General features: G+C 69.1%; 23 protein-coding genes and 1 tRNA gene. 11 read left to right on the top strand and 13 right to left on the bottom strand.

Features of this window, described 5'->3' with window-relative positions:
• Positions 1-86 precede the first annotated feature (86 nt).
• On the top strand, positions 87-761 hold the full coding sequence (locus LZP97_RS23525; RefSeq protein ID WP_003935274.1) for a Crp/Fnr family transcriptional regulator: 675 nt from the start codon (positions 87-89) through the stop codon (positions 759-761).
• Between the two features lie 65 nt (positions 762-826).
• Here LZP97_RS23525 and LZP97_RS23520 read toward each other — a convergent pair whose 3' ends face one another.
• Genes LZP97_RS23520 through LZP97_RS23510 form a run of 3 tightly spaced genes read right to left on the bottom strand, consistent with a single transcriptional unit; the run spans position 827 to position 2,324 of the window.
• Positions 827-1,615: an MBL fold metallo-hydrolase gene (locus tag LZP97_RS23520; RefSeq protein WP_010595011.1), complete on the bottom strand. Its 789-nt coding sequence runs from the start codon at positions 1,613-1,615 to the stop codon at positions 827-829.
• Positions 1,616-1,674: 59 nt separating this feature from the next.
• On the bottom strand, positions 1,675-2,154 hold the full coding sequence (locus tag LZP97_RS23515) for a RidA family protein (RefSeq protein WP_017681218.1): 480 nt from the start codon (positions 2,152-2,154) through the stop codon (positions 1,675-1,677).
• Positions 2,155-2,159: 5 nt separating this feature from the next.
• Positions 2,160-2,324 carry a DUF4177 domain-containing protein gene (locus LZP97_RS23510; protein ID WP_006945567.1) on the bottom strand — a complete coding sequence of 55 codons (165 nt, stop codon included), beginning with the start codon at positions 2,322-2,324 and terminating at the stop codon, positions 2,160-2,162.
• A gap of 42 nt (positions 2,325-2,366) precedes the next feature.
• On the opposite strand from LZP97_RS23510, the gene LZP97_RS23505 reads away from it, so the two are divergent.
• Positions 2,367-3,380, top strand: coding sequence for an ArsA-related P-loop ATPase (locus tag LZP97_RS23505; protein WP_010595009.1), 1,014 nt, complete (start codon positions 2,367-2,369; stop codon positions 3,378-3,380).
• A complete protein-coding gene (locus LZP97_RS23500; RefSeq protein WP_010595008.1) occupies positions 3,377-4,516 on the top strand; it encodes an ArsA family ATPase in 1,140 nt (379 codons plus the stop codon). Before LZP97_RS23505 ends, LZP97_RS23500 begins: the two co-directional genes overlap by 4 nt.
• Positions 4,517-4,571: 55 nt before the next feature.
• On the opposite strand, the gene LZP97_RS23495 is transcribed toward LZP97_RS23500, so the two are convergent.
• A complete protein-coding gene (locus tag LZP97_RS23495; protein ID WP_026137870.1) occupies positions 4,572-4,895 on the bottom strand; it encodes a WhiB family transcriptional regulator in 324 nt (107 codons plus the stop codon).
• 301 nt (positions 4,896-5,196) lie between these two features.
• On the opposite strand from LZP97_RS23495, the gene LZP97_RS23490 reads away from it, so the two are divergent.
• Complete coding sequence (locus tag LZP97_RS23490) at positions 5,197-7,548, top strand: penicillin-binding protein (RefSeq protein WP_010595006.1); 2,352 nt, start codon at positions 5,197-5,199, stop codon at positions 7,546-7,548.
• A gap of 55 nt (positions 7,549-7,603) precedes the next feature.
• Here LZP97_RS23490 and LZP97_RS23485 read toward each other — a convergent pair whose 3' ends face one another.
• Positions 7,604-8,080 (bottom strand): GatB/YqeY domain-containing protein, encoded by a 477-nt coding sequence (locus tag LZP97_RS23485; RefSeq protein WP_017681217.1) that lies wholly within the window; start codon positions 8,078-8,080, stop codon positions 7,604-7,606.
• A 65-nt stretch (positions 8,081-8,145) separates the two neighbouring features.
• Between LZP97_RS23485 and LZP97_RS23480 the strand changes: the two genes are divergently transcribed.
• From LZP97_RS23480 to LZP97_RS23470, 3 genes are all read left to right on the top strand, one after another.
• A complete protein-coding gene (locus tag LZP97_RS23480; RefSeq protein ID WP_017681216.1) occupies positions 8,146-9,099 on the top strand; it encodes a metallophosphoesterase in 954 nt (317 codons plus the stop codon).
• Between the two features lie 54 nt (positions 9,100-9,153).
• Positions 9,154-9,227, top strand: a tRNA-Pro gene (locus LZP97_RS23475).
• 195 nt (positions 9,228-9,422) lie between these two features.
• On the top strand, positions 9,423-9,911 hold the full coding sequence (locus LZP97_RS23470; RefSeq protein WP_010595003.1) for a DUF5994 family protein: 489 nt from the start codon (positions 9,423-9,425) through the stop codon (positions 9,909-9,911).
• Here the strand turns inward: LZP97_RS23470 and LZP97_RS23465 are convergent.
• Positions 9,886-10,641 carry a TetR/AcrR family transcriptional regulator C-terminal domain-containing protein gene (locus LZP97_RS23465; RefSeq protein ID WP_017681215.1) on the bottom strand — a complete coding sequence of 252 codons (756 nt, stop codon included), beginning with the start codon at positions 10,639-10,641 and terminating at the stop codon, positions 9,886-9,888. The two genes, LZP97_RS23470 and LZP97_RS23465, sit on opposite strands and share 26 nt — an antisense overlap.
• Positions 10,642-10,990: 349 nt before the next feature.
• Here LZP97_RS23465 and LZP97_RS23460 point away from each other — a divergent pair, with 349 nt between their 5' ends.
• Positions 10,991-12,211, top strand: a complete 1,221-nt coding sequence (locus LZP97_RS23460; RefSeq protein ID WP_017681214.1) for a fatty acid desaturase family protein — start codon at positions 10,991-10,993, stop codon at positions 12,209-12,211.
• Positions 12,212-12,291: 80 nt separating this feature from the next.
• Positions 12,292-13,311 (top strand): ABC transporter substrate-binding protein, encoded by a 1,020-nt coding sequence (locus tag LZP97_RS23455; RefSeq protein WP_017681213.1) that lies wholly within the window; start codon positions 12,292-12,294, stop codon positions 13,309-13,311.
• Between the two features lie 12 nt (positions 13,312-13,323).
• On the opposite strand, the gene LZP97_RS23450 is transcribed toward LZP97_RS23455, so the two are convergent.
• The 7 genes from LZP97_RS23450 to LZP97_RS23420 all read right to left on the bottom strand — a co-directional run bounded on the left by LZP97_RS23450 (position 13,324) and on the right by LZP97_RS23420 (position 21,245).
• The gene (locus LZP97_RS23450) at positions 13,324-14,070 is read right to left on the bottom strand and encodes a maleylpyruvate isomerase family mycothiol-dependent enzyme (protein ID WP_048774220.1); all 747 of its coding nucleotides are present in this window, start codon (positions 14,068-14,070) and stop codon (positions 13,324-13,326) included.
• Between the two features lie 49 nt (positions 14,071-14,119).
• Positions 14,120-15,565 (bottom strand): family 43 glycosylhydrolase, encoded by a 1,446-nt coding sequence (locus LZP97_RS23445; RefSeq protein WP_010594998.1) that lies wholly within the window; start codon positions 15,563-15,565, stop codon positions 14,120-14,122.
• 126 nt (positions 15,566-15,691) lie between these two features.
• Positions 15,692-17,467 (bottom strand): cholesterol oxidase substrate-binding domain-containing protein, encoded by a 1,776-nt coding sequence (locus LZP97_RS23440; RefSeq protein WP_010594997.1) that lies wholly within the window; start codon positions 17,465-17,467, stop codon positions 15,692-15,694.
• 87 nt (positions 17,468-17,554) lie between these two features.
• On the bottom strand, positions 17,555-18,364 hold the full coding sequence (locus LZP97_RS23435) for a metal-dependent hydrolase (RefSeq protein ID WP_010594996.1): 810 nt from the start codon (positions 18,362-18,364) through the stop codon (positions 17,555-17,557).
• Between the two features lie 143 nt (positions 18,365-18,507).
• Positions 18,508-18,981, bottom strand: coding sequence for a Dps family protein (locus LZP97_RS23430; RefSeq protein ID WP_010594995.1), 474 nt, complete (start codon positions 18,979-18,981; stop codon positions 18,508-18,510).
• Positions 18,982-19,276: 295 nt separating this feature from the next.
• The gene (locus tag LZP97_RS23425) at positions 19,277-20,737 is read right to left on the bottom strand and encodes a catalase (RefSeq protein WP_048774222.1); all 1,461 of its coding nucleotides are present in this window, start codon (positions 20,735-20,737) and stop codon (positions 19,277-19,279) included.
• Between the two features lie 76 nt (positions 20,738-20,813).
• The gene (locus LZP97_RS23420; protein ID WP_048774224.1) at positions 20,814-21,245 is read right to left on the bottom strand and encodes a Fur family transcriptional regulator; all 432 of its coding nucleotides are present in this window, start codon (positions 21,243-21,245) and stop codon (positions 20,814-20,816) included.
• Between the two features lie 135 nt (positions 21,246-21,380).
• Between LZP97_RS23420 and LZP97_RS23415 the strand changes: the two genes are divergently transcribed.
• Entirely contained in the window at positions 21,381-22,181 is an 801-nt protein-coding gene (locus tag LZP97_RS23415) for a DUF5602 domain-containing protein (RefSeq protein WP_017681208.1), read from the top strand.
• A 2-nt stretch (positions 22,182-22,183) separates the two neighbouring features.
• The gene (locus LZP97_RS23410) at positions 22,184-22,981 is read left to right on the top strand and encodes a DUF5602 domain-containing protein (RefSeq protein WP_017681207.1); all 798 of its coding nucleotides are present in this window, start codon (positions 22,184-22,186) and stop codon (positions 22,979-22,981) included.
• The last annotated feature ends 6 nt before the right edge of the window (positions 22,982-22,987 follow it).

Below are 22,987 nucleotides of genomic sequence, written 5' to 3'. Positions count from 1 at the left end.
GCGTTGCAGGTGGCCTGTCCGGGCGCCCGTGGACGTCGTGCGGACCCGGCAGCATGACGACGAGAATTACCCTCAAAGGAGCGCACGTGGACGACGTCCTGGCCAGAGCAGGCATCTTCCAAGGAGTCGAACCCTCGGCGGTTGCGGCGCTGGTCAAAGAGCTTCAGCCGGTCGATTTCCCCCGCGGACATGTCATCTTCAACGAGGGTGAGCCGGGCGACCGCCTGTACATCATCGTCTCCGGCAAGGTGAAGCTCGGCCGCCGTTCCCCGGATGGGCGCGAGAACCTGCTGACCATCATGGGTCCGTCCGACATGTTCGGTGAGCTGTCGATCTTCGACCCGGGCCCGCGCACCTCCACCGCGACGACCGTGACCGAGGTCCGCGCCGTGAGCATGGACCGCGACGCGCTCAAGGCCTGGATCGATCAGCGCCCGGAGATCGCCGAGCAGCTGCTGCGCGTGCTCGCGCGCCGCCTGCGCCGCACCAACAACAACCTGGCCGACCTGATCTTCACCGACGTGCCCGGTCGCGTCGCGAAGGCTCTGCTGCAGCTCGCGCAGCGGTTCGGCACCCAGGAGGCGGGCGCGCTGCGCGTCACGCACGACCTGACCCAGGAGGAGATCGCACAGCTCGTCGGCGCCTCCCGCGAAACCGTGAACAAGGCGCTCGCCGACTTCGCCCACCGCGGCTGGCTGCGGCTCGAGGGCAAGAGCGTGCTCATCTCCGACTCGGAGCGCCTCGCCCGCCGCGCGCGGTAGGCCCACCCTTCCGAACGACCCGAGGCCGGTGCATCGTCGATGCACCGGCCTCGGGTCGTCCCAGGTCAGGCGAAACTGCGCAGGTACTCGAGCTGGACGTTGACCGACTTCTCCGCGACCGGCCACAGCGACGGGTCCACATCGGCGTACACGTGCTCGACGACGGATCGCGGCGTGGCGTCGTCCCCGAGCACTCGCAACGCGGCCCGCACCTGGTCGAGCCGCTCCTCCCGATGGGCGAGATAGCCGCGGGCGACGGTCTCCAGGTCGGGCAGGTCCGGTCCGTGACCGGGCAGAACGGTGTAGCCGCCGCCCAGGTCGATCAGCCGGCGGAGCGACCCGAGGTAGTCCCCGAGGTCGCCGTCGGAGTCGTCGAGAACGGTGGTGCCCCGGCCGAGGATGGTGTCGGCGGTGAGCACGCTGCGGTCGTCCTCGACGACGAAGGACAACGAGTCCGCGGTGTGGCCCGGCGTTGCGAGCACCCGGATCCGCAGCCCGGCCGCCTCGATCGTCTCGCCGTCGGCCAGGCCCGCTCCCCCGCCGTGCCGGTGCCGGGCATCCACGGCCCGTACCGGGGTGCCGGTGAGTTCGGCGAACCGGCCGGCGCCGTCGGTGTGGTCGCCGTGCCGATGGCTGACCAGCGTCAAGGCCACGGGAACGCGCGCGACGCGGGCGAGGTGCGCCTCGTCGAGCGGGCCCGGATCGACCACGACGCATTCGTCGCTGCCGGGGGCCCGCAGGATCCAGGTGTTGGTGCCGTCGAGCGTCATCATCGACGGGTTCTCGGCCAGCACCACCGCGGCGTTGGCGGTGACCTGCCGCAACTGTGCGTACGCGGGGTGAACCAGCGTCACGATCCGGCCTCCTCCATGTGGGGTGCGTCCCACTCTAGATCCGGTCCACCCCGCATCCGTCAGCGCACCTCGGCGACGATCTCGACCTCGACGGGTGCGCCGAGCGGCAGCTCGGCCACGCCGACGGCGGACCGGGCGTGCACGCCCGCCTCCCCGAACACCTCGCCGAGGAGTTCGGATGCGCCGTTGATCACACCCGGCTGACCGGTGAAACCCTCCGCCGATGCGACGAAGCCCACGACCTTGACGATGCGGACGAGGTTGTCGATGCCGACGAGGTCGTCCACCGCGGCCAGCGCATTGAGCGCGGCGATGCGCGCCGCGGCCTTCGCGTCCTCGGCCGCGACCTCGGCGCCCACCTTTCCGGCGAGGCCCAGCGCGCCGTCGACGAACGGCAGCTGGCCGGAGGTGTAGACGTGGTCACCGGTGCGGACGGCGGGAACGTACGCGGCGACGGGCGCCGCCACCGGCGGCAGGCTCAGGCCCAGTTCGGCGAGCCGTGCCGTCCAGCTCTGCCCGGCGGAATCCCCTGTTGCCACGCCCGTCAGCCCTTCGGGCGCTTGAGGTACGCGACGTGCTGCTCACCGGTGGGTCCCGGAAGCACCGAGACGAGTTCCCAGCCGTCGGCCCCCCACGTGTCCAGGATCTGCTTCGTGGCATGGGTCAGCAGGGGCACCGTCGCGTACTCCCACGTTGTCAATTCGCTCATGTCTCGACCCTATATGCGCACCGGACTTATAGGCTCGACGTCGTGGCATCAACGACTGCTGAACACGACGTCTGGCCGGCGAAGGCCGCGCAGGCGCGGCTGCACTTCGTCTCGGGCAAGGGTGGCACCGGTAAGTCGACCGTCGCGGGGGCGCTGGCCCTCGCGCTGGCGGCCGGGGGCCGCAAGGTGCTCCTGGTGGAGGTGGAGGGACGGCAGGGCATCGCCCAGCTGTTCGACGTGCCGCCGCTGCCGCCGGTCGAAACCAAGATCGCCACGACGGACAGCGGCGGCGCCGTGTACGCCCTGGCCATCGACATCGAGACGGCCTTCCTCGAGTACCTGGACATGTTCTACAACCTCGGGTTCGCGGGGCGGGCGATGCGCCGGATCGGTGCCATCGAGTTCGCGACCACGCTGGCGCCGGGTCTGCGGGACGTGATCCTGACCGGCAAGATCAAGGAGACCGTGGTGCGCACCGACCGCACCGGCGAACCCGTGTACGACGTGGTCGTGGTGGACTCCCCGCCCACGGGCCGCATCGGTAGCTTCCTCGACGTGACCAAGGCGATGGCCGACCTCGCGAAGTCGGGTCCGATCCGCTCCCAGAGCGAGGGGGTCGTGCGGCTGCTGCACTCCGACGAGACCATGGTCCACCTGGTCACGCTGCTCGAGGCGCTCCCGGTGCAGGAAACCTCCGACGCGGTGAGCGAGCTGCTCGCGGCGGACCTGCGGCTGGGTACCGTGATCGTCAACCGGACCGCACCCGACTTCCTGCCCGAGGAGATGGTGGACGAGGCGGCGGCCGGCCGGATCGATGCGGCCGCGGTACGCGAGGGACTCGACCGGGCGGGGGTCGCGCTCGACGAAGCGAACTTCGCGGGTCTGCTGACCGAGACGATCGAGCATGCATCCACCCTGCAGGCGCAGCAGGTCAGCGCCGCCCAACTCGACGAGGTGAACGTGGCACGAATGCATCTGCCCGCGCTGGCGGACGGCGTGGATCTCGGCGGGCTGTACGAGCTCGCGGAGCAGCTCGGCGAACAGGGTGTGCGGTGACCGCGCCGCGGGCGCACCATGCGCCGCCGCTCGACGTCCGGTCCATCCTCGCCGACCCCTCGTCGCGCATCATCGTGTGCACCGGCGCGGGCGGGGTCGGCAAGACCACGACCGCTGCGGCGCTGGCGCTGCGGGCCGCAGAGCAGGGCCGCAACGTCGTGGTGCTGACGATCGATCCGGCCCGGCGGCTGGCTCAGGCGCTGGGTGTGCAGGCCCTCGACAACAGTCCGCAGCTCGTGCAGCTGGGGCCGGGCGCGAAGGGCGAGCTGCACGCGATGATGCTGAACATGCGCCGCACCTTCGACGACATGGTGCTCGAGCACTCGACACCGGAAAAGGCGCAGCAGATCCTCGACAACCCGTTCTATCAGACCGTGGCCTCGTCGTTCTCCGGCACTCAGGAGTACATGGCGATGGAGAAGCTCGGGCAGCTCGCGGCGAGCGACGCCTGGGATCTGATCGTGGTCGACACTCCGCCGTCGCGCAATGCGCTGGACTTCCTCGATGCACCGCAGCGGCTCGGCGCGTTCCTGGACGGCCGGATGATCCGCATGTTCACCGCGCCGGGGCGGGGGCTGGGACGGTTGGTGACGGGCGCCATGGGCCTGGCCCTGAAAGCGGTCTCGACGATCGTCGGTAGCCAGATGCTTTCGGACGCATCCGCTTTCGTGCAGTCCCTGGATTCGATGTTCGGCGGGTTCCGGGAGCGGGCGAACCGCACCTACCAGTTGCTGCAGCAGCCGGGCACCCACTTCATGGTGGTCGCGGCGGCCGAACCGGACGCGCTGCGGGAAGCATCGTTCTTCGTCGAGCGGTTGTCCGAGGACCGCATGCCGCTCGCGGGGCTGATCCTCAACCGCACGCATCCGACACTGTCCTCGCTACCGGCCGACCACGCCCTGACTGCGGCGGATCTGCTCGAGGAGCAGGGCCGGAAGGAGAACGCGCCGGCCGAGGCCGTGCTGCGGGTCCACGCGCACCGGGCGGTGACGGCGAAGCGGGAGCTGCGGCTGCTGGCTCGATTCACGAGTGCGCATCCGCGGGTGCCGGTCGTCGGCGTACCGTCGCTGCCCTTCGAGGTCTCGGATCTCGAGGCACTGCGCGCCGTGGCCGATCAGATGACCCGCGAGGCATGACCTCGCGGGTTCCCACTGATCGGTCGGACGGCTGATCGGTCGGACGGCCGATCGGTCAGACGGCGTTCTGGTGCTGACGCTGAGCCTCGAAGAAGTCGGCCCAGGAGTCGACTTCGGGATGCTGCTTGAGCAGCGCCCGGCGCTGACGTTCGGTCATCCCGCCCCAGACGCCGAATTCGACGCGGTTGTCGAGGGCGTCGGCGCCGCACTGGAGCATCACCGGGCAGTGCCGGCAGATGACTGCGGCCTTGCGCTGGGCGGCGCCACGGACGAACAACTGATCGGGGTCCACTTCACGGCATCGGGCTTTCGATACCCATGCGATGCGTGCTTCTGCTTGGTCTACGTCGAGCCGGGCCATCGGGGTGGTCATGTGCATTCAGTTGCCCCTTACTCTCCGAACGCCGTGTCACGGGGTCCTGGAAGGCACGCAGTATCGACGGCCTAGCACGACCGTTCTGCGCCACATTCCTATTCAGGTGTTATCTGCATCACACTGAGGACTCAATCTAGGTAAAGAGTTCCCCGTGCGCAAGGTGGAGAAACACTTTTCTGGTACGCCCGTGCATCACTGCACGTCGGAGGGTTTTCGCCAGCGCAACGCGGACACGGGAACGCGTGCGGCGGGGTCCGTGCTCCGCCGCGGCACGTACTGTGTAGGCGTGTCGATCGGAAAAACGGTGGCGAAGCTCGCAGGATGCACGGCACTGGGCGGAGTCCTGCTGGCCGGTGTGATGTTCCCGGCGGCCGGGGGGTTCGGCTACGTCTCGAACCGCGCCGCGGACACGGTGGACAACAGTTCCGCCGAACTCGTCGAGGGGGTGGTGCCCGCGGTCACCACCATGACCGACGCCGCGGGCACACCCATCGCCTGGCTCTACGACCAGCGCCGGTTCGAGGTGCCGAGCGACCAGATCTCCAACGAGATGAAGCTCGCCATCGTCTCCATCGAGGACAAGCGCTTCGCCGAACACCAGGGTGTCGACTGGCAGGGCACCATCCGCGCCTTCCTCACCAACACCACCAGCGGGCAGGTCGAGCAGGGCGCGTCCACGATCGACCAGCAGTACGTGAAGAACTACCTGCTGCACGTGGTCGCCAAGACCGACGCCGAACGCCGCGCCGCGATCGAGACGACGCCCGCGCGCAAGATCCGGGAGATCCGGATGGCGCTGACGCTCGACGACGAGCTGACCAAGGACGAGATCCTCACCCGCTACCTGAACCTCGTGCCGTTCGGGAACGGATCCTTCGGCGTGCAGGACGCCGCGCAGACGTACTTCGGCATCGACGCGAAGGACCTGAACGTCACCCAGTCCGCGATGCTCGCCGGCATGGTGCAGTCCAGTTCCGCGCTGAACCCGTACACCAATCCGGACGGCGTGCTGGCGCGGCGCAACGTCGTGCTCGACACGATGATCCAGAACATCCCCGAGCGCGCCGCCGAGATCCGTGCCGCGAAGGAGCAGCCGCTCGGCGTCCTGCCCGAGCCGAAGACCCTGCCGCGCGGGTGCATCGCCGCGGGCGACCGGGGGTTCTTCTGCGAGTACGCGCTGCAGTACCTGGCCGAAGCCGGGTTGTCCCGCGAACAGATCGACAAGGGCGGATATCTCATCCGCACCACGCTCGACCCCGAGATCCAGAACTCGGTCAAGTCGTCGCTGGACAAGTTCACGAGCCCGACCGTCGAGGACGTCGCCACGGTGATGAACGTGATCCGGCCCGGGGAGGATTCGCATCGTGTCCTCGCGATGGGGTCGAGCCGCGTGTACGGTCTCGACGGCGAGGCCAACCAGACGGTGCAGCCGCAGCCGTACTCGCTGACCGGTCACGGCGCCGGCTCGGTGTTCAAGATCTTCACGGTGGCCGCGGCGATGGAGAAGGGCCTCGGCACGAGTGCCGTGCTGGACGTGCCGGCCCGCTACAACGCCCGCGGTCTCGGTGACGGCGGCGCCCCCGGGTGCCCGCCGGCCACCTACTGCGTCGAGAACGCCGCGCCGTACCCGCCGAAGCTGTCGGTGACGGACGCGCTGGCGCAGTCCCCCAACACCGCCTTCGTCAAGCTGATCGAGGCCACCGGGGTGGACTCCGTCGTCGACATGTCGGTGCGGCTCGGTCTGCGCTCCTACGCCCAGCCCAATTCCTCCGGTTTCGGCGAGCAGAGCATGTCCGAGATGCAGAAGGCGCAGCACCTCGGTTCGTTCACCCTGGGACCCACCTGGGTCAACCCGCTGGAGCTGTCCAACGTCGCGGCGACGCTCGCCTCCCACGGCAAGTGGTGCCCGCCGACGCCGATCGACGCGGTGTTCGACCGCGAGGGCAAGCCCGTGCCGATCACCCAGCAGGCCTGCGAACAGGTCGTCGAACCGGGCCTGGCCGACACGCTCGCGAACGCCCTGGGCAAGGACACGTCGGGTGGCGGCACGGCGGCCGGCGCGGCCGGCTCGGTGGGCTGGAACCTGCCGGTGTCGGCCAAGACGGGAACCACCGAGTCGCACATGTCCTCGGCCTTCCTCGGTTTCACCAACAATCTCGCCGGATCCGTCTACACGTACGGTGACTCGCCTACGCCGGGGCAGATCTGTTCCGGGCCGGTGCGCCCCTGCTACGACGGCAACCTCTTCGGCGGCACCGAGCCCGCACGCACGTGGTTCGATGCGCTGCTGCCGGTCGCGAACAAGTTCGGCCCCACCGAGCTGCCCCCCGTGGATCAGAAGTACGTGCGCGGCGCCGGCAACGCGCAGGTCCCCAACGTCGTGGGCCTGAACCGGCAGCAGGCCAGCCAGCGCCTGATCGACGCCGGGTTCCAGGTGACGGAGACGACCGTCAAGGCGGAAGGCCGCAGTGGCACCGTCGCCTCGGTCTCGCCGTCCGGTTCCGCCGTCCCCGGCTCGACGGTGACGATCTTCGTCAGCGACGGGTCGGTGCGCGCCGCGCCGCCGAGCCCGAGTGCGACACCGGCCCGGCCGAGCGAGAGCCGGGTACCGGACACGACGGTGCCGGCCGCGCCGGCACCCATCCCGGGACGATGACCGTCGCCGCCCGGTCGCGCGACGACCGGGCGGCGCCGTCGTCTACCGGTGCGGTCTACAGGCGCGACTTGACGGCGGCGGACAGGCGCTTGCCGTCGGTCTTCCCGGCGGCGATCGCGGTCGCCGCCTTCATGACCTGACCCATCTGCCGGGGCCCCGGCCGCTCCCCGATCTCCTCGGCGACCTGGGCGATGGCGGTGTCCACCACGTCGGCCAGTTCGGCGTCGGTGAGCGGGGTCGGCAGGTACCCGTCGATGATGCGGGCCTCGGCGTGCTCTTTCGCCGCCAGTTCCCCGCGGCCGTTCTCGGTGTACACCTCGGCAGCTTCGCCGCGCTTCTTCGCTTCGCGCGCGAGCACCTTCACGACTTCCTCGTCGGTGAGATCGCGTGCCTGCTTGCCGGCGACTTCTTCGGTCTGGACGGCGGCGAGCAACATGCGCAGCGTGTTGGTGCGCAGCGCATCCTTGTCCTTCATCGCGGACGTGAGGTCGGCGCGGAGCGTGGCTTTGAGCGAGGACGTGGTCTCGGACATGCCTCGACGCTACGCGGTGCCCTGCGAACCCGTGCACGGACGAGCCCCGGCGGTACGCTGGAGACGTGCCAGACGTTCCTACTCTCCGACGTGCCGCGATCGGCGCGGCCGGTGCCGCTGTCCTCGGCCTCGGCTACGCGACGCTCGTCGAGCGCAACGCCTTCGCTCTGCGGGAGGTGACGCTGCCGGTGCTCGCGCCGGACGCCTCGACGCTGCGAGTGCTGCACCTGAGCGACATCCACATGACGCCCGGGCAGCGGCTCAAGCAGAACTGGCTTCGCGAGCTCGACCGCCTCGAACCCGACCTGGTGATCAACACCGGTGACAATCTCGCGCATCCGAAGGCGGTCCCCGCCGTCGTGCAGGCGCTCGGCGGTCTGCTCGCCCGGCCGGGGCTGTTCGTCTTCGGCAGCAACGACTACTTCGGGCCGCGGGTGAAGAACCCGCTGAAGTACTTCGACCGCGACCACGAGCGCGTGCACGGCGCGCCACTGCCCTGGAGTGATCTGCGCGCCGCGTTCAGCGAGCGCGGCTGGCTCGACGTCACGCACGTGCGACGCGAGCTCGAGATCGCCGGGGTGCGCATCAGCGCAGCCGGTGTCGACGACCCGCACATCGACCGGGACCGGTACGACACCGTCGCCGGTCCCGCGAATCCGGCGGCGGATCTGCGGCTGGGGCTGACCCACTCGCCCGAACCGCGGGTGCTGGACCGGTTCGCGGACGACGGGTACGACCTGGTGATGGCGGGTCATACCCACGGTGGTCAACTGTGCCTGCCGCTGGTCGGCGCGCTGGTGACCAACTGCGGGCTGGACCGGTCGCGGGTCAAGGGCCCGTCGCGCTGGGGGTCGCACATGCGGTTGCACGTCTCGGCGGGCATCGGCACGTCACCGACGGCACCCGCCCGGTTCTGGTGCCGTCCCGAGGCGACGCTGCTGACGCTGGTTCCGGCACCGCGGGAGCAGGCTCGAAGCACCGCGGACGCGGGTACCCGGAGTACGTTTTCGCCGCGCTGACCAGGCGATTTAACCGTCAACCCCATCGTGCTGTAAGCTGACCGAGGTTCGAAACGGGGTGTGGCGCAGCTTGGTAGCGCGCTTCGTTCGGGACGAAGAGGTCGTGGGTTCGAATCCCGCCACCCCGACTCGCGAAGAACCTGATCGGGGCCTCTTCTCCGCACGGAGAAGAGGCCCCGATCTCGTTCTCAGTTTCTCGGCACGGCACGTCCGCCGTGATCGTGACGTACGGTGAGCAGACCGGCACGTTCCCGTCTCGAGCATCCGGCTCGACGCCTCCCGGTGACAAGCCGGCCTCCCCGAGGCCACCCAAGGAGCGTCTCATGACGCACAACCACGCCATCACCCACGTCGCCGACGATCGCTCCGTGCCGCCCGATCGCTCCGTGCCGCCCGAGCGCACCGCGCCGTCGCACCGCCCGCCTGCCCGATTTCCCACACCGGCCCACACGCCGCGCTTCCTGCTCCGGCCGAACTCCGCACCACCGTCCTCGATCGACGGCTCCTGGTTCCCGTGGACCACGAACCTCACCGACGAGCTGGACGACCTGATCTCCGCGCTCGTCCTGCGCCTCGGACCCGTGGCCCGGGTCTGCTTCGACTGGAACGCCCTGCAGATCTCGCGAAAACGAATCGACGAGTTCACCCTCGACTCGGGCGGCACCGCCCTGCGCGAACCGGCACCCGGACAACCACCGCACACGATGTACTTCCTCGGGTGCAACGGCACCCAACTCGTGCTGGTGCTCCTGTCCCCCGACACCGAACCGGACCACGCCTACGGCATCATGCGCACGTTGGCGGATTCGTAGGATCGGCCGGCGGTGCCGGCTCGTCCGGATACCGGCCGCCCCCGGAGTCCAGTGTGGCCGTCAGGCCCGAAAAGAAGACGTCGAGGCCGCGCTCGAACTCGGCGGCACCGTCGTAGGAGGCCAGAATCGGCGCGAGACTACGTAGGATGGGGAACTCGCCGATCGGTAGCCGATGCAGCCCCAGGCGGAGCAGGTCGTCGGACTCCTCCGGCCGCTCGACGAGTTCCTGCAACTCGTCGAGGACGTGACCGTGAAGGAACCCGAACAAGGCCCGGTAGACATGCAGGGCGTCGGCCGCAGTGAAGCCGGCCCGGGTGAGCAGGGTCAGGATACCTTCGAGGGGACGCAGAGTTCCGAGCGGACGCAGCGCGAGGGGCGTGGCCAAGGGGCGGGTGACCAGCAACGGAACCACGTGCGGGTGGTCGAGAGCCAGTCGACGGAAATCCCTTGCCACCGTTCGTAGTTGATCTTCCCAGTCACCGCCCTGGGGGTCGACGGACAGTTGCCCGAGGACGATCTCGGCGACTCCGTCGAGGAGGGCGGCCTTGTTCGGCGCGTGGCGGTACAGGATCATCGGATCCCGGCCGAGTGCCTTGCCGAGGCGGCGCATGGAGAGCCCCTCGACGCCGTCGCGATCGATGATCGCGAGCGCGGACGTGAGGATCGCTTCCCGGGTCCGAATGTTCCCGCCCCAGGGTCCGACCGGGCGGCCCGCGGGAGTCTTCGGCATCACGGACTCCTTCCCGTCCGTGTCCACTGTAGCCCTGTGCTGTAGGTCTACAGCGTTGACACCCTCGATGACGCGGTGTTGACTGGTCCTACATCCCAGGCCTCGGGAGGCCGCCGTGATCGACCTTGTGCGACCGAACGTCCTGCTCGTCGTGACCGCCGGAACGGGCGGGGCGCCCCGCGGATCCCGTCGCGAATCGACCGACACGCACCGGCGTCGTGGCCGCCCCGCTACCGAGAACGTGACTCGACGACGTGCGCCGCGGTGGGCCACCGCACCGACCGTTGATCCCCGCAGCGGGGTCCGAATCCTACCTCGCCCGTTGCGAACTCGATGCGGAAAGGACACCATGGCGATCTCCGACATCAAGGAATATGCGCACCTCACCGCGGATGATGTCGAGGCGCTGAGCACCGAACTGAACGAGATCCGCCGAGATGTCGCCGAGTCGCTCGGGGCGGCGGACGCCGCCTACATCCGGCGCACGATCGCGTTCCAGCGTGCACTGGATGTCGCTGCACGGCTGCTGATCTGCACCAGCAGGGCTCGGGCCGGGTGGGTTCTCGGAGTGGCAGCCCTCGCTGTCGCCAAGAGCGTGGAGAACATGGAGATCGGTCACAACGTCTCGCACGGGCAGTGGGACTGGATGAACGACCCGGAAATCCACTCCACGACGTGGGAGTGGGACATGGCCGGGCTCTCCTCGCAGTGGCGGTACTCCCACAACTACCGCCACCACGTTTTCAACAACGTCGTCGGAGTGGACGACGACCTCGGCTTCGGCGTCATCCGGATCACCCGCGACCAGCCTTGGCAGCCCGGCAATCTGGCGCAACCGCTGCGAAACCTGCTGTTGGCAATCACCTTCGAGTGGGGGATCGCACTGCACGGTCTGCATTCCGCGAACGAGCACGCCGGCAGCGAGGCCGAGAAGACCGCCCACCGGCGAGCACTGACGGGAAAGCTTGTCCGCCAATCGCTGAAGGACTACCTGGTCTTCCCCGCGCTCAGCGGTCGTCGCTGGCGGCGTACCCTGACGGCCGATCTGGTCGCGAATCTGCTCCGGAACCTGTGGTCGTACGTGGTGATCTTCTGCGGGCACTTTCCCGACGGCGCCGAGAAGTTCACCCTCGTCGAGCTCGAGCACGAGACGAGGGCGGAATGGTATCTCCGGCAGATGCTCGGAAGTGCCAACTTCCGCGCCGGCGCGGTGATGGCTTTCCTGAGCGGCAACCTCTGCTACCAGATCGAGCATCATCTGTTCCCGGACCTTCCCAGCAACCGCTACGCAGAGATCTCCATGAAGGTCCGGGCGCTGTGCGACAAGTACGATCTGCCGTACACGACGGGTCCGCTTGTGCGGCAGTATCTTCTGACTCTGCGTACGATCCACAAGCTCGCGCTGCCCGATCGATTCCTGCGGGCGACCTCCGATGACGCCCCGGAAACCGCCTCCGAACTGAAGTTCCGCTCCCCGGCTACCGCGCCGGTCGTTCCGCCGGCGGCCCTTCGGCCCGGCCGTCGGGCAGTTCTGCGGACCTTGCACCTCGACCGGCGCAACCGCCGGTGAGCGATGAACCCTGCCCGGCATTGGGGTGACCATCCGGGGCGGGGCCACGGAAGAGCAGGCCGTGAGGATAGCCTCCCCTCATGAACAAGCTCAGACACCTCGGCCGCCTCACCGCCGCGGCCCTGCTCGTCACCTTCACGGTCGCGGCCTGCGGCGGCGCCGCCGAGTCGACCCGCGACACCGGCGCCGGCAACGCCGACGTCGCCACCGGTGGCCGGCTGTTCGCCACCGCCGACGAGGAGACGGCGAAGCTCGGCAGCGACGCGGCGCCCGGACAGTTCCCCCGGGTCGTCACCCACGCTCTCGGCGAGACGGAGATCGCGGTCAAGCCGCAGCGCGTCGTCGTGCTCGACGGCGGCGAGCTCGATGCCGTCCTCTCCCTCGGCCTCACTCCCGTGGGCATCGCGAGTCCCGAGGGCGCTGCGGAGCAGCCGTCGTACCTCGCGGACCGGCTCGCCGGCGTCGCCGACGTGGGCACGATCAACAACCTCGATCTCGAGGCCATCGGCACGCTGCGGCCGGATCTGATCGTCGGCAGCAAGCTCCGCGCGGACAAGATGTACCCGCAGCTGTCCGCCATCGCCCCGACCGTGTTCTCGATCCGGCCCGGTTTCCCGTGGAAGGAGAATTTCCTGCTCGTCGCGGACGCGCTGGGCGAGGAGGAGAAAGCCGAGTCGGTCCTCAATGCCTATCAGACCCGCGCCGACGAGGTGGGGGACTCGATCCAGGGCGATCCAAGCATCTCGCTGGTGCGGTTCATGTCCGGCAAGATCCGCCTGTACGGGAACCTCTCGTTCATCGGCGTCATCCTGCAGGACGTCGGGCTGCGCCGTCCGCCGGTCCAGGACATCGAGGAACTTGCGGCCGAGGTCAGCCCGGAAACGATCACGGAGGCGGACGGCGACCGGATCTTCTACTCGAGCTACGGCAGAGAAACCGACGAGGCGGCCGTCGTCGGCGGCCCGCTGTGGTCGAGCCTCACAGCCGTGCAGCAGGGGCGCGCCGTCGCGGTGAGCGACGAGACGTGGTTCCTCGCACTCGGCCCGACCGGCGCAATGCTCGTTCTCGACGACCTCGAGCGATTGCTCGCACGGCAGTAACCGACATCTGCGTCAGATCGTCACCTCGTCGCGCCAACGGGTCAGCAACGCGGCGTCACCGAACACCTCGAACCGGTCGAGGGACGCCCGGTTCCACAGGAGGAGCAACAGATCCGATGCCGGCCCGCAGACTGCGACGTCCCCCTCGGCGTGGGTGTGGACGACGGAAGGTTCGTCGGCATCGAAGGTGATCGACCATTCGCCCTCGCCCGCGGCGAGGGCGGGGTCGGTCGCATGCAGGTGCATCGTCTTCCCAGACCAGGACGGCGACCCGGCACTCCCCGTCCCGGCAAGGGCACGGAACGGGAGCAGCACCCCGAAGAGTTCGTCGATGCCCTCGACGGCCAGTGCGGTGTCGACGGGCGTGGTGCCCTCGCCCGTGGCGAGCTCGGCGTCGATCCGGTGCAGCGCAGTTTCGACCGCCATGCGACGGACCCAGAACGACGCCGGCTGCGGTCCGGCGAAGGTCTGCTCGTCGGCGTGTGGGTCGGCCGACTGCACGGCCTCCGTCAACTCCTCGAGTCCGTCCCGCACCCACGGGAGGACGGCGGCCCCGGCCGGAGCGGGTGGGATCTCGGTGCGACGGCCGGTCCGCAGCCAGGCTGCCGCGTTCCGGTGCACGCGGCCGACGTGCCCGAGAAGCCGCTCGACGGACCAGCGCGGGCAGGTCGGGACCGGCCGGTCGAGCCGGCCTTCGCCGACGGCGAGCAGCCGCTCGGTGTCCGCGCGCAACAGCTTCGGATAGGACGCTCGATCCACGCCTCGATTATGCGTCCCGGGCACCTGCTTCCTGCCGGAGCGCCCCCTGTCAGCGCGCCGTCTCGCGCACGCGCAGCGTCATCACGTCGACGGGCTCCCCGACGTCCGAGAGCCCGTCGGACTTGCGGGCGGTGACGGCACCGAACTCGACGATCTCCCCGCCGTGGGTGCCGGCGAACGCGTACAGACCATACGTGCCGTTCGCCGCACCGTCGCTCACCGTGAACGCGATCCGCTCCTCGAGGGTTTCCCCCGCGGCCAGATCGACGTCGATCGGGTCCAGGACCGGCTCGCCTTCCTCGCCGTTCGGGCGGACCGCCCCGGCCCACACCTGCCCCGTGTAGGGCGCGTCGTCGGGTGCTTCGACGAGCAGGGTGGCCTCGACCACCCCGCCGGACGCGGGCAGCGTCGTGGACGTGTCCGCGGTGAGGGAGACGCGCACGGGCAGATCCGTTCGGGGAACGGCGGGCCGGGTCGACGACGGGGATCCGTCGCCGATCTCCGGCCAGCCGTTGGCCCACACGATCCGGTCGATCATGCCCTCCCGTCGCTGCGCGCCGCTGGGCAGCTGGAGATCGTCGCGGGGAATCGCGTGGTAGACGATCCAGTCGTCGCCGGCGTCGTCGGTCACCACCGTGTTGTGCCCGGGCCCTGCCCACGGGTCGCTGCCGGCCAGGATGAGCGCGCCGCCACCGCCGTCGAGATCGTCGCCCTTGCGGTCGACGTACGGGCCGGTCAACGACTCGGACCGGCCGACGAGGACCCGGTAGGCGGTGTCGGCGCCGTTGCAGCAGTGGCCGGAGGAGAGGAACAGGTAGTAGTAGCCGTCGCGATGTTCGACGTGTGGTCCCTCGAAGCGTTCGTCCGCGACCCGGACCGGTTCGCCGGCAGGCGCGGTTCCCTCCGCATTCAGCGGGATGGCGTAGACGCCTTTGAAATTCCCGACGAACATCGTCTTCGTCGTGCCGTCGTCCCATACGAACGGATCGATCGTGCCCTGGACTCCGACGTCCTCGGCGCAGAACACGGGACGACCCAGGTCGGTCCACGGGCCGGCCGGTCCGGGTGCGGTGGCGAGACCGATGCACGGATTCGCCCCGTCCGGGAGCGCGTAGTAGAGGCTGTAGCCGGAGTCCGACTCGATCACGTGGGGAGCCCACACGTAGTTGTCCGGCGGGTGCCAGGTGGGAATCTCGGAGAACACGTCGTCGACGTACTTCCAGTCCGTGAGGTCGAAGGACGTGAAGACGGACATCCCGCGCAGGCCCCGGCCGTCGCCCCAGTCGTCACCCGTCGTGTACATGTAGTACGCCCCGTCGGATGCCCGCACGATGCTGGGGTCGGCCGCCACCGGCTCGACGATCGGGTTCGCCGCGGCCGACGGCGCCGGTGCGATCAGACAGGCGAGCAGCGCTGCGGCGGCGGCCCCCCGACGGACGTGGCGCCGCGCCGAGTGCGTGCCTCCCGCGTTCTTCCCCGTCTCGAACTTCCGCACGTCGCTCCCACCGTCGCACCCACATGGAACGGGGCAAATGTATACGGATGTGACTGATGTGAGAGTTGTGAACGACGGAAGCGGCGGGATCGAAACCGAACCGTGCCCTCGGACCGGTCCCGCGCCTCACACCGGCGGCAGCAACCGATCGAGGAATCCGTTGGTGAACACCCGATGCGGGTCGTGCCGGTCGAACGACGCGCGCGCCGCGTCCCAGCCCTCGTCGGCGGACAGTCCGGTGCGGTACATCGCCGGGACGACCTCACCGAGAAACCTCGGATCCCGGTATCCGCCCGCCGCGTCGAACGCCCAGCCCTTCGACCACTCCGACCGGAAGGTCGCGTAGTCACCGGAGTAATGGTCGGCCATCCACTGCTCCATCTCCTGGAAGAAGGCGGACTGTCCCGCGGTGCCGGGAACGGAGACGACGTTCATCCAGATGGCCGTGTCCCACTCGGGCCGGTCGGGACGGGGACGGACGGCCGACAGGTTCGGCGGGCCCGCCGACTCGACGAGCACCTCCGACTGATCGTCCACGGTGCACAGGCGCACCTCGAACGGCATGTTGACCGGATACTGCCCGAGCGAGGCGTAGTGGGTCATCCGTTCGTGCAACCACGTGGTGAACTCGTGGATGACGCGGGCGATGTTCGCCCGCCGCGTGAGGACCACCCCGCCGCCGGCGACGACGCGCAGCGTGGTGGCCCGCAGATAGAACAACAGGTCCTTCGACCAGCCCCACAGGTCGGCGGTGCCGGTGGCGGCGAGACCGGCGGCGACGGCCCCGAACTGGGCGGCGCCGAAGGCCGGGGTGGCGGCCTGCATCCCGCTCGCCACCTGACCGAGAGGCGTGGTGACCTCCTCGGGGATGCTGTCGGAGAAGAAGTAGTTGTACGGCCCGTGCACCTCGCGCGCGGTCGGCGGCTTCTCGGGGCACACCGACCAGATCTTCAACCACGGCGTCTGCGTGAAGGGGAACCAGATCGCCTCCACTCGGCCGGACTCCTCGACGAACCGCTCGAAGGTGCGGCCCGGAGCGCCGGGCGGGGCGAACAGTTCCTGCCACGGCACGTCGGTGAAGCTCTGGCAGCGCAGCCGGTAGTTGGCCCCGGCCTGCAGGGTCACCGAGGTGACGAAGCTGCGGCCCAGGTGGGCGAGCAGGGGCGTGATCTCGGGTTCGGACCGACGGAACTCGCGCAGTTCGTAGGCGCCGGCGGCGCCGTTCCACACGACGGCGGTGAGGGCGACGACGAGGTTCGACAGGGAGCCGAACGACTGGCCGGGGATCGCCCGCTCCCCCGCGGCCGGATAGGTGGCGCCGTGCGCGCCGATCGACAGCGCTCCGGCGATGGTGATGTCGCCGATGGCCGGCGTATTGGCCCACCCGAGGCCGTGCTGCTCCAGCGCGGTGAGGATCGATTCGATGCTCGCGCCCGCGCCGGCGGTGACGGTGGCGGGCGTTCCTGCGGGATCGACGGTGACGGCGTTCAGGTGCGCCATCGTGTCGATCAGCACGATCTTCTCGACGCTCTCGCCGGGCACGACGGTCAGCGGGCTCCAGCTGTGCATGGTGCCCCGCGGGCGGACGCGGTAGCCGTGGGCGCGGGCCCAGTCGGCGATGCGCACAACGTCGTGCGCATCGCGTGCGGTCGCGGTCCACACCGCGTCGAAGCGGATCGTCCGGGCCCAGTTCTCGAAGCGCTGCTGGGCCAGCGGGATATCCGCGGGGAATGCCGGGGGCGCCGGAATGGTGGCGCGCGGATCACCGACCGGGACTGCGCCGGCGGGTTTCCAGGCGAGACCGGTCAATCCCACGGCACCGGCGGCGCCGAGAAAGCCTCGTCGGCTGAGGGTCGTGGTGGAGACGGGGTCGCCGTCCGTCCGGGCATCGCGGGCTTTCACCGGGCTGGGCTCCGATCTGGCGAGAGGCAGAAACAGAGCAAAAATAGAACAAGTTCTCTTTCGATGCCAGTGGTTCCGAAATCCGCGTCAGCTGCCGGCGCGCGACACCCCGACGGCTTCGCGCAGGAGTTCCGGCGCGCCGTCGATCGACCACACCGCTATCGCGACCGCGGCGATCGTCAGCGCCGGGCCGAGGATCGCCAGCTCGAACGCGCCGCCGGCGCGGATGGCGAGGAACCCGGGCATCCGGATCTCCCACCAGCGTTCGCCGCGCCAGGGCACGAACGGCGCGAGAAACGGGATGCCCTCCTTGGTGACGGCGTCGCCCAGGCAGTGCGTCGCGCATCCGAGCGCTACCGCCACCCCGAGGCCCACCGAACCCACCTCGCCGGGGAACCAGTTCCACATGAGCACCGACAACACCGCCGAGGTCGCGGTCACCACGAGCCACCCGTTGCGCTTGGCCCAGCCGTCCGCGAGCCCGCGCAGCGCCAGGCCGAGCGTGACGAACAGGACGGCGACGACCGCGACCCGGTCGAACCGGGCGACGAGCATGGACACCCCCGCCCCCAGCAGGGCCGCGAACAGGGCCGTGTGCGTCAGCGTGCGATGGCCACCCCGGCGGCTACGGTCACGACGGCCCTTGGTGAGCGTGTAGTAGCCGAGCGAGAGGTTGTCGATGCCGCGCGCCGCCACCTGACTGACCGGCCCGAAGGACCGCGCCACCGTCGACTGCGGGGTGTCGAGATCCGGCAGCAGGGCTGAGCCGGCGCAGACCGCGGCGAACGCGAAGGTCTCCGCCGTGGAGCCGGGTCCACCCCACTCCGGGGGCAGCACGTCGGCGACGAGGAGGCCGACCAGCGCCCCGGACACCGCGTGGGTAGGACCCATGACCATCGCTGCAGGCACCTTTCGATCGGAGAACGGACCGGTGCCAACGTAGCAATCACATCCGACACTTCAGTAACACAGGTGTTCGATCGCCCGGAACACACGAAGGGCCACCCGCGGGAACGGGTGGCCCTGAGGGAGGTACCGGCTCAGGCGAGCTGGGCCTGCCACATCCAATGCGTCTGCTCGAGACCGGCGGTCTGGGCGATGAGCAGGTCCTGCGTGACCGGGTCCGCCTCGTCCGTCGCCGCGATGCGCTCGCGCAGGCGGCCGATGACGGCCGAGAGGTTGTCGGTGATCGACGCGACGACCTGCTCGTCCTTGGTCCAACCCGCACCGAACCCCTTGGTGCCCGAGTCCTGGGCGACGGTCGTGGCCCGTCCGTCCGGGCTGACGCCGATCGCCGTGAGCCGCTCCGCCACCTCGTCGGTGTAGGTCCGGGCGGCCGTGACGATCTCGTCCAGGGCGAGGTGCAGACTGCGGAACTGGGGGCCGACGACGTTCCAGTGCGCCTGCTTGGCGATCAAGCTCAGGTCGATCATGTCGACCAGGGTGTCCTGCAGAGCATCCCCCGCGATCTTCTGCTGGTCCGGATTCAGCGTGCTGGTGATGGGTCCGGTCATGATCCGAGCTCCTATCGGTGTCGATGTGCCTCCCGGCGGCGACGGACGTCGCGCCGGTCGTACTTCGGACATACTGCCCTGTTTCAACGCCCGAGGCGGTGGCCTGGTTCCCTGCGGCCGCAGGCAACGAAGTGGACACGGGACTCCCTGTTCTCGGAGTGTCCGTGGCGGCCGTGCCCCCGCGGGCGGATGATGGAGGAAGAATCCGCACCGAGGGAGGACAAAGAGATGCAGACGGTCGTCGTGTGGATACTGGCCACCCTCCTCTACTGGTGGGGCTTGCTCTGACGCGCGGTCAGGCCCGGCCCGACCGGACACCCTCCTCGATCTTCTTTCCGAGGTCGGTGTCGACATTCGACCAGTATTCGAAGATCCGGCCGTACAACGCCTCCGAGGTTCCGCCGAGGATGTGTCCGACGATGTTGCCCACCAGCCGCTCCCGAGCGGCGTCGTCGAGCACCTCGCGCACGAGCGTGCCGGCCTGACCGAAGTCGTCGTCCTCGGCATGCCGGACGTAGCCGGCCCGTACCGCCTCGGTGCCGAACTCCCACAGACCTTCGTCGCCGGCGAGCTGCGGGTCGGCGTGCGGGCCGCCGAAGCTGTTCGGCGCATACACCGGGGTGCCCGGGTCGTTGAACGAGTACCGCATGGCGCCGTCCTGCGAGTACGAGTTCACCTCGTTCTTCGGCGCGTTGACCGGCAGCTGCGCGTGGTTCGCGCCGATGCGGTAGCGGTGCGCGTCGGCATAGGAGAACACCCGGCCGAGCAGCATCTTGTCCGGCGACAGTCCGATGCCCGGCACGATGTTCGACGGCGCGAACGCGGCCTGCTCGATCTCGGCGAAGAAGTTGCGCGGGTTGCGGTTCAGCGTCCAGGTGCCGACCTCGATCAGCGGGTAGTCACGCTGGGACCACACCTTGGTCAGGTCGAACGGGTTGAAGCGATACCCCTCCGCCTCGGCCACGGGCATGATCTGCACCTTCAGCGTCCAGCTGGGGAACTCGCCCCGCTCGATCGCGTCGTGGAGATCGGCGCGATGGTAGTCCGGGTCGGTACCGGCGAGCCGGTCGGCTTCGGCCTGGGTGAGGAATTCGATGCCCTGGTTCGTCTTGAAGTGGTACTTGACCCAGAACCGCTCCCCTTCGGCGTTGACCCACTGGTAGGTATGGGAGCCGAAACCGTCCATGTGGCGCCAGGTTCGGGGGATGCCCCGGTCACCCATCAGCCACGTCACCTGGTGCGCGGTCTCGGGACGCAACGTCCAGAAGTCCCACTGCATGGTGTGGTCGCGCAGTCCCGAACCGGGCAGCCGCTTCTGGGAGTGGATGAAGTCGGGGAACTTGATCGGGTCCTTGACGAAGAACACCGGGGTGTTGTTGCCGACGAGGTCGTAGTTGCCGTCCCCGGTGTAGAACTTCACCGCGAATCCGCGCGGGTCACGCCACGTGTCGGGACTGCCCTGCTCCCCGGCCACCGTCGAGAACCGCACGAGGGATTCGGTTCTCGTGCCGGGCTGGAACAGCTTCGCCGCGGTGTACGCACTGACGTCGTTCGTGACGACGAGTTCGCCGAACGCGCCGCCGCCCTTGGCGTGCACGACGCGCTCCGGGACCCGTTCCCGGTTGAACTGGGCGAGCTTCTCGATCAGGTAGTGGTCGTGCAGCAGGATGGGGCCCTGCGTTCCGGCGGTGAGCGATTCGTCGTCGCTCGCGACGGGGATACCGACGCCGGTCGTGGTGGGGCGGGGATTCGTCATGGTGATCCTCCTGAGGAAGGGTGCCCGCCACACCACCGCGGGATGCGGTGGTGGCGGAGGGAAAAGCGTTGCTGAACTAGGATTCTCGACAATCGGGGCACAGACCCCAGAACGTCACTTCGGCCTCGTCGACGGCGAATCCGTGATCGTCCGAGGGCACGAGGCACGGGACCGCCCCGACGACGCAGTCGGTATCGGTCACCGCGCCGCAGTTGCGGCACACCAGGTGGTGGTGGTTGTCGCCGATCCTGGTCTCGTACCGGGCGGGTGAGCCGGCAGGTTCGATGCGGCGCAGTAGCCCGGCCCCGACACACGCCTTGAGCACGTCGTACACCGCCTGCGTGGAGACGGAGCCGAGTTCGCTCCGCACCGCGACCGCGATCTCGTCCGCATCGGAATGCGGTTGCGCGGCAACCGCGCCGAGCACGGCAACGCGCGGAGCAGTCACCCGCAGACCCGCGGCGCGCAGTTGCGCCGGGATGTCGACAGGCTCGTCCGTTCGGTGCATGACCCCAGTATGCCCCTTTTCTGGAATAGGTCAAGAAAATGGGCGAGATCGGTGCGAGCACGATCCTCCGATTCCACACAACGGACCCCTCGGTGCGGTCTACCCTGCTTCTCAGCCCACCGGAAGAGGTCCGCCATGCGCACCATCCCGATTTCTCGCGCCTCCGGGATCGCGATCGCGGCCGGCACCGCGCTCACCCTGCTGCTCGGCTGCTCCAGCGGTTCCGACTCGGAGTCGGAGCCCTACTCCTACGGGCCCACCGTCGATGTCGGCGACGGCACTGCACGGACCTATGTCGAGTCGGGCGACGACGGCACACCCCAGGCGATCGGGCTGCGCTTCTCGGCGACGGCACTCGACGGGCTCGCCGACGCCCTCGAGGTGCACACGCTCGAGTTCCCGGCCGAGGCGGACGAGACGGCCTTCGACCACCTGACCCTGGACTGGAACCCGCACGGGCACGAACCGGTGGGATTGTTCGACCAGCCCCACTTCGACATCCACTTCTATATGATCCCCGCCGAGAAGGTCGACGAGATCGACCCGGCCGCACCGGGATACGCCGAGTCGGCGGCCAACATGCCCGAACCACGGTACATGCCTGCGGACTACGTTCCCGCCGGCCCGCCGGAGGTGGCACTCGTCCCGCAGATGGGGATGCACTGGGTCGACGGCACCCTGCCGATCGCACCCGGACAGTACGACTTCACCCAGATCCTCATCGAGGGATCCTGGGACGGCGAATGGACATTCGTCGAACCGATGATGACCCGTGAGTGGCTGCTCACCCGGCCCACCGTCGACGAGCCGGTGAAGCAGCCGGAGGCCTATCAGCAGAGTGCGTACTACCCCACCACCTACTCGGTGAGCTTCGACGACCGGGAGCAGGAATACGTCGTCGAACTCGGTGGACTCACCATGCGAGAGGAGTCGTGACAGTGGTGCATCTTCGCACGTTCGCGGTGCTCGGAGTCGTCGGTGCGACGGCGACGGCGACAGCACTCGTCCTCGGCTCGGCGGCCGGAGCCCAGAGTTCCACGGCCCTCGACGGCCCGCCGCACCCGGTCGGCAACGGATCGGCCCACACGTACGTCACCGTCGGCCCCGACGGCACTCCCACCGCGATCGGCGTCCGCCTCGACGCGGCCGCACTCGACGGCCTCACGAGCGGTCTGCTGCCCACCACCGAGGCCTACGTCCTCGACGTGCCCGCCGGGGCGCCGGACACCGTCGTCGACCACGTCACGCTGGACTGGAACTCGCACGGCCACAATCCGGAGCACGGGTTCGACCAGCCGCACTTCGACGTGCACTTCTACCTCGTGGACACCGCGACGGTGGAATCGATCCACCCGTTCGTCCCCGGTTATCTCGAACGGGCCGCGAAGCTGCCAGACCCGAAGTATCTGCCGGAAGGCTACGCACCGTCGGACCCCCAGCCGATTCTCGGCACCGTCGCCAAAATGGGACTGCACTGGCTCGACACCACCGAGCCGCACGGGCACTTCACGGAAACGGTCCTGCAGGGTTCGTGGGACGGCCGGCACATCTTCATCGAGCCGATGATGACCAGGGACTGGCTCGCCTCCCGGCCCGACCTGCACGAGGACCTGCGCCAGCCGAGCGCGTACCAGCAGTCCGGCTACTACCCCACCACCTACTCCGTGACGTGGGACGACGCGGCCGGGCAGTACGTCGTCGAGCTCGGCGGGCTCACGATGCGCGAGGCGTCGTGAGCCCGG

Origin of the sequence: Rhodococcus sp. DMF-1 (assembly GCF_021441945.1) — a bacterium.
Lineage (GTDB): Bacteria > Actinomycetota > Actinomycetes > Mycobacteriales > Mycobacteriaceae > Rhodococcus > Rhodococcus ruber.
Note: the sequence above shows the minus strand (reverse complement) of the source record. Positions and strands in the feature narration are given on the sequence as shown.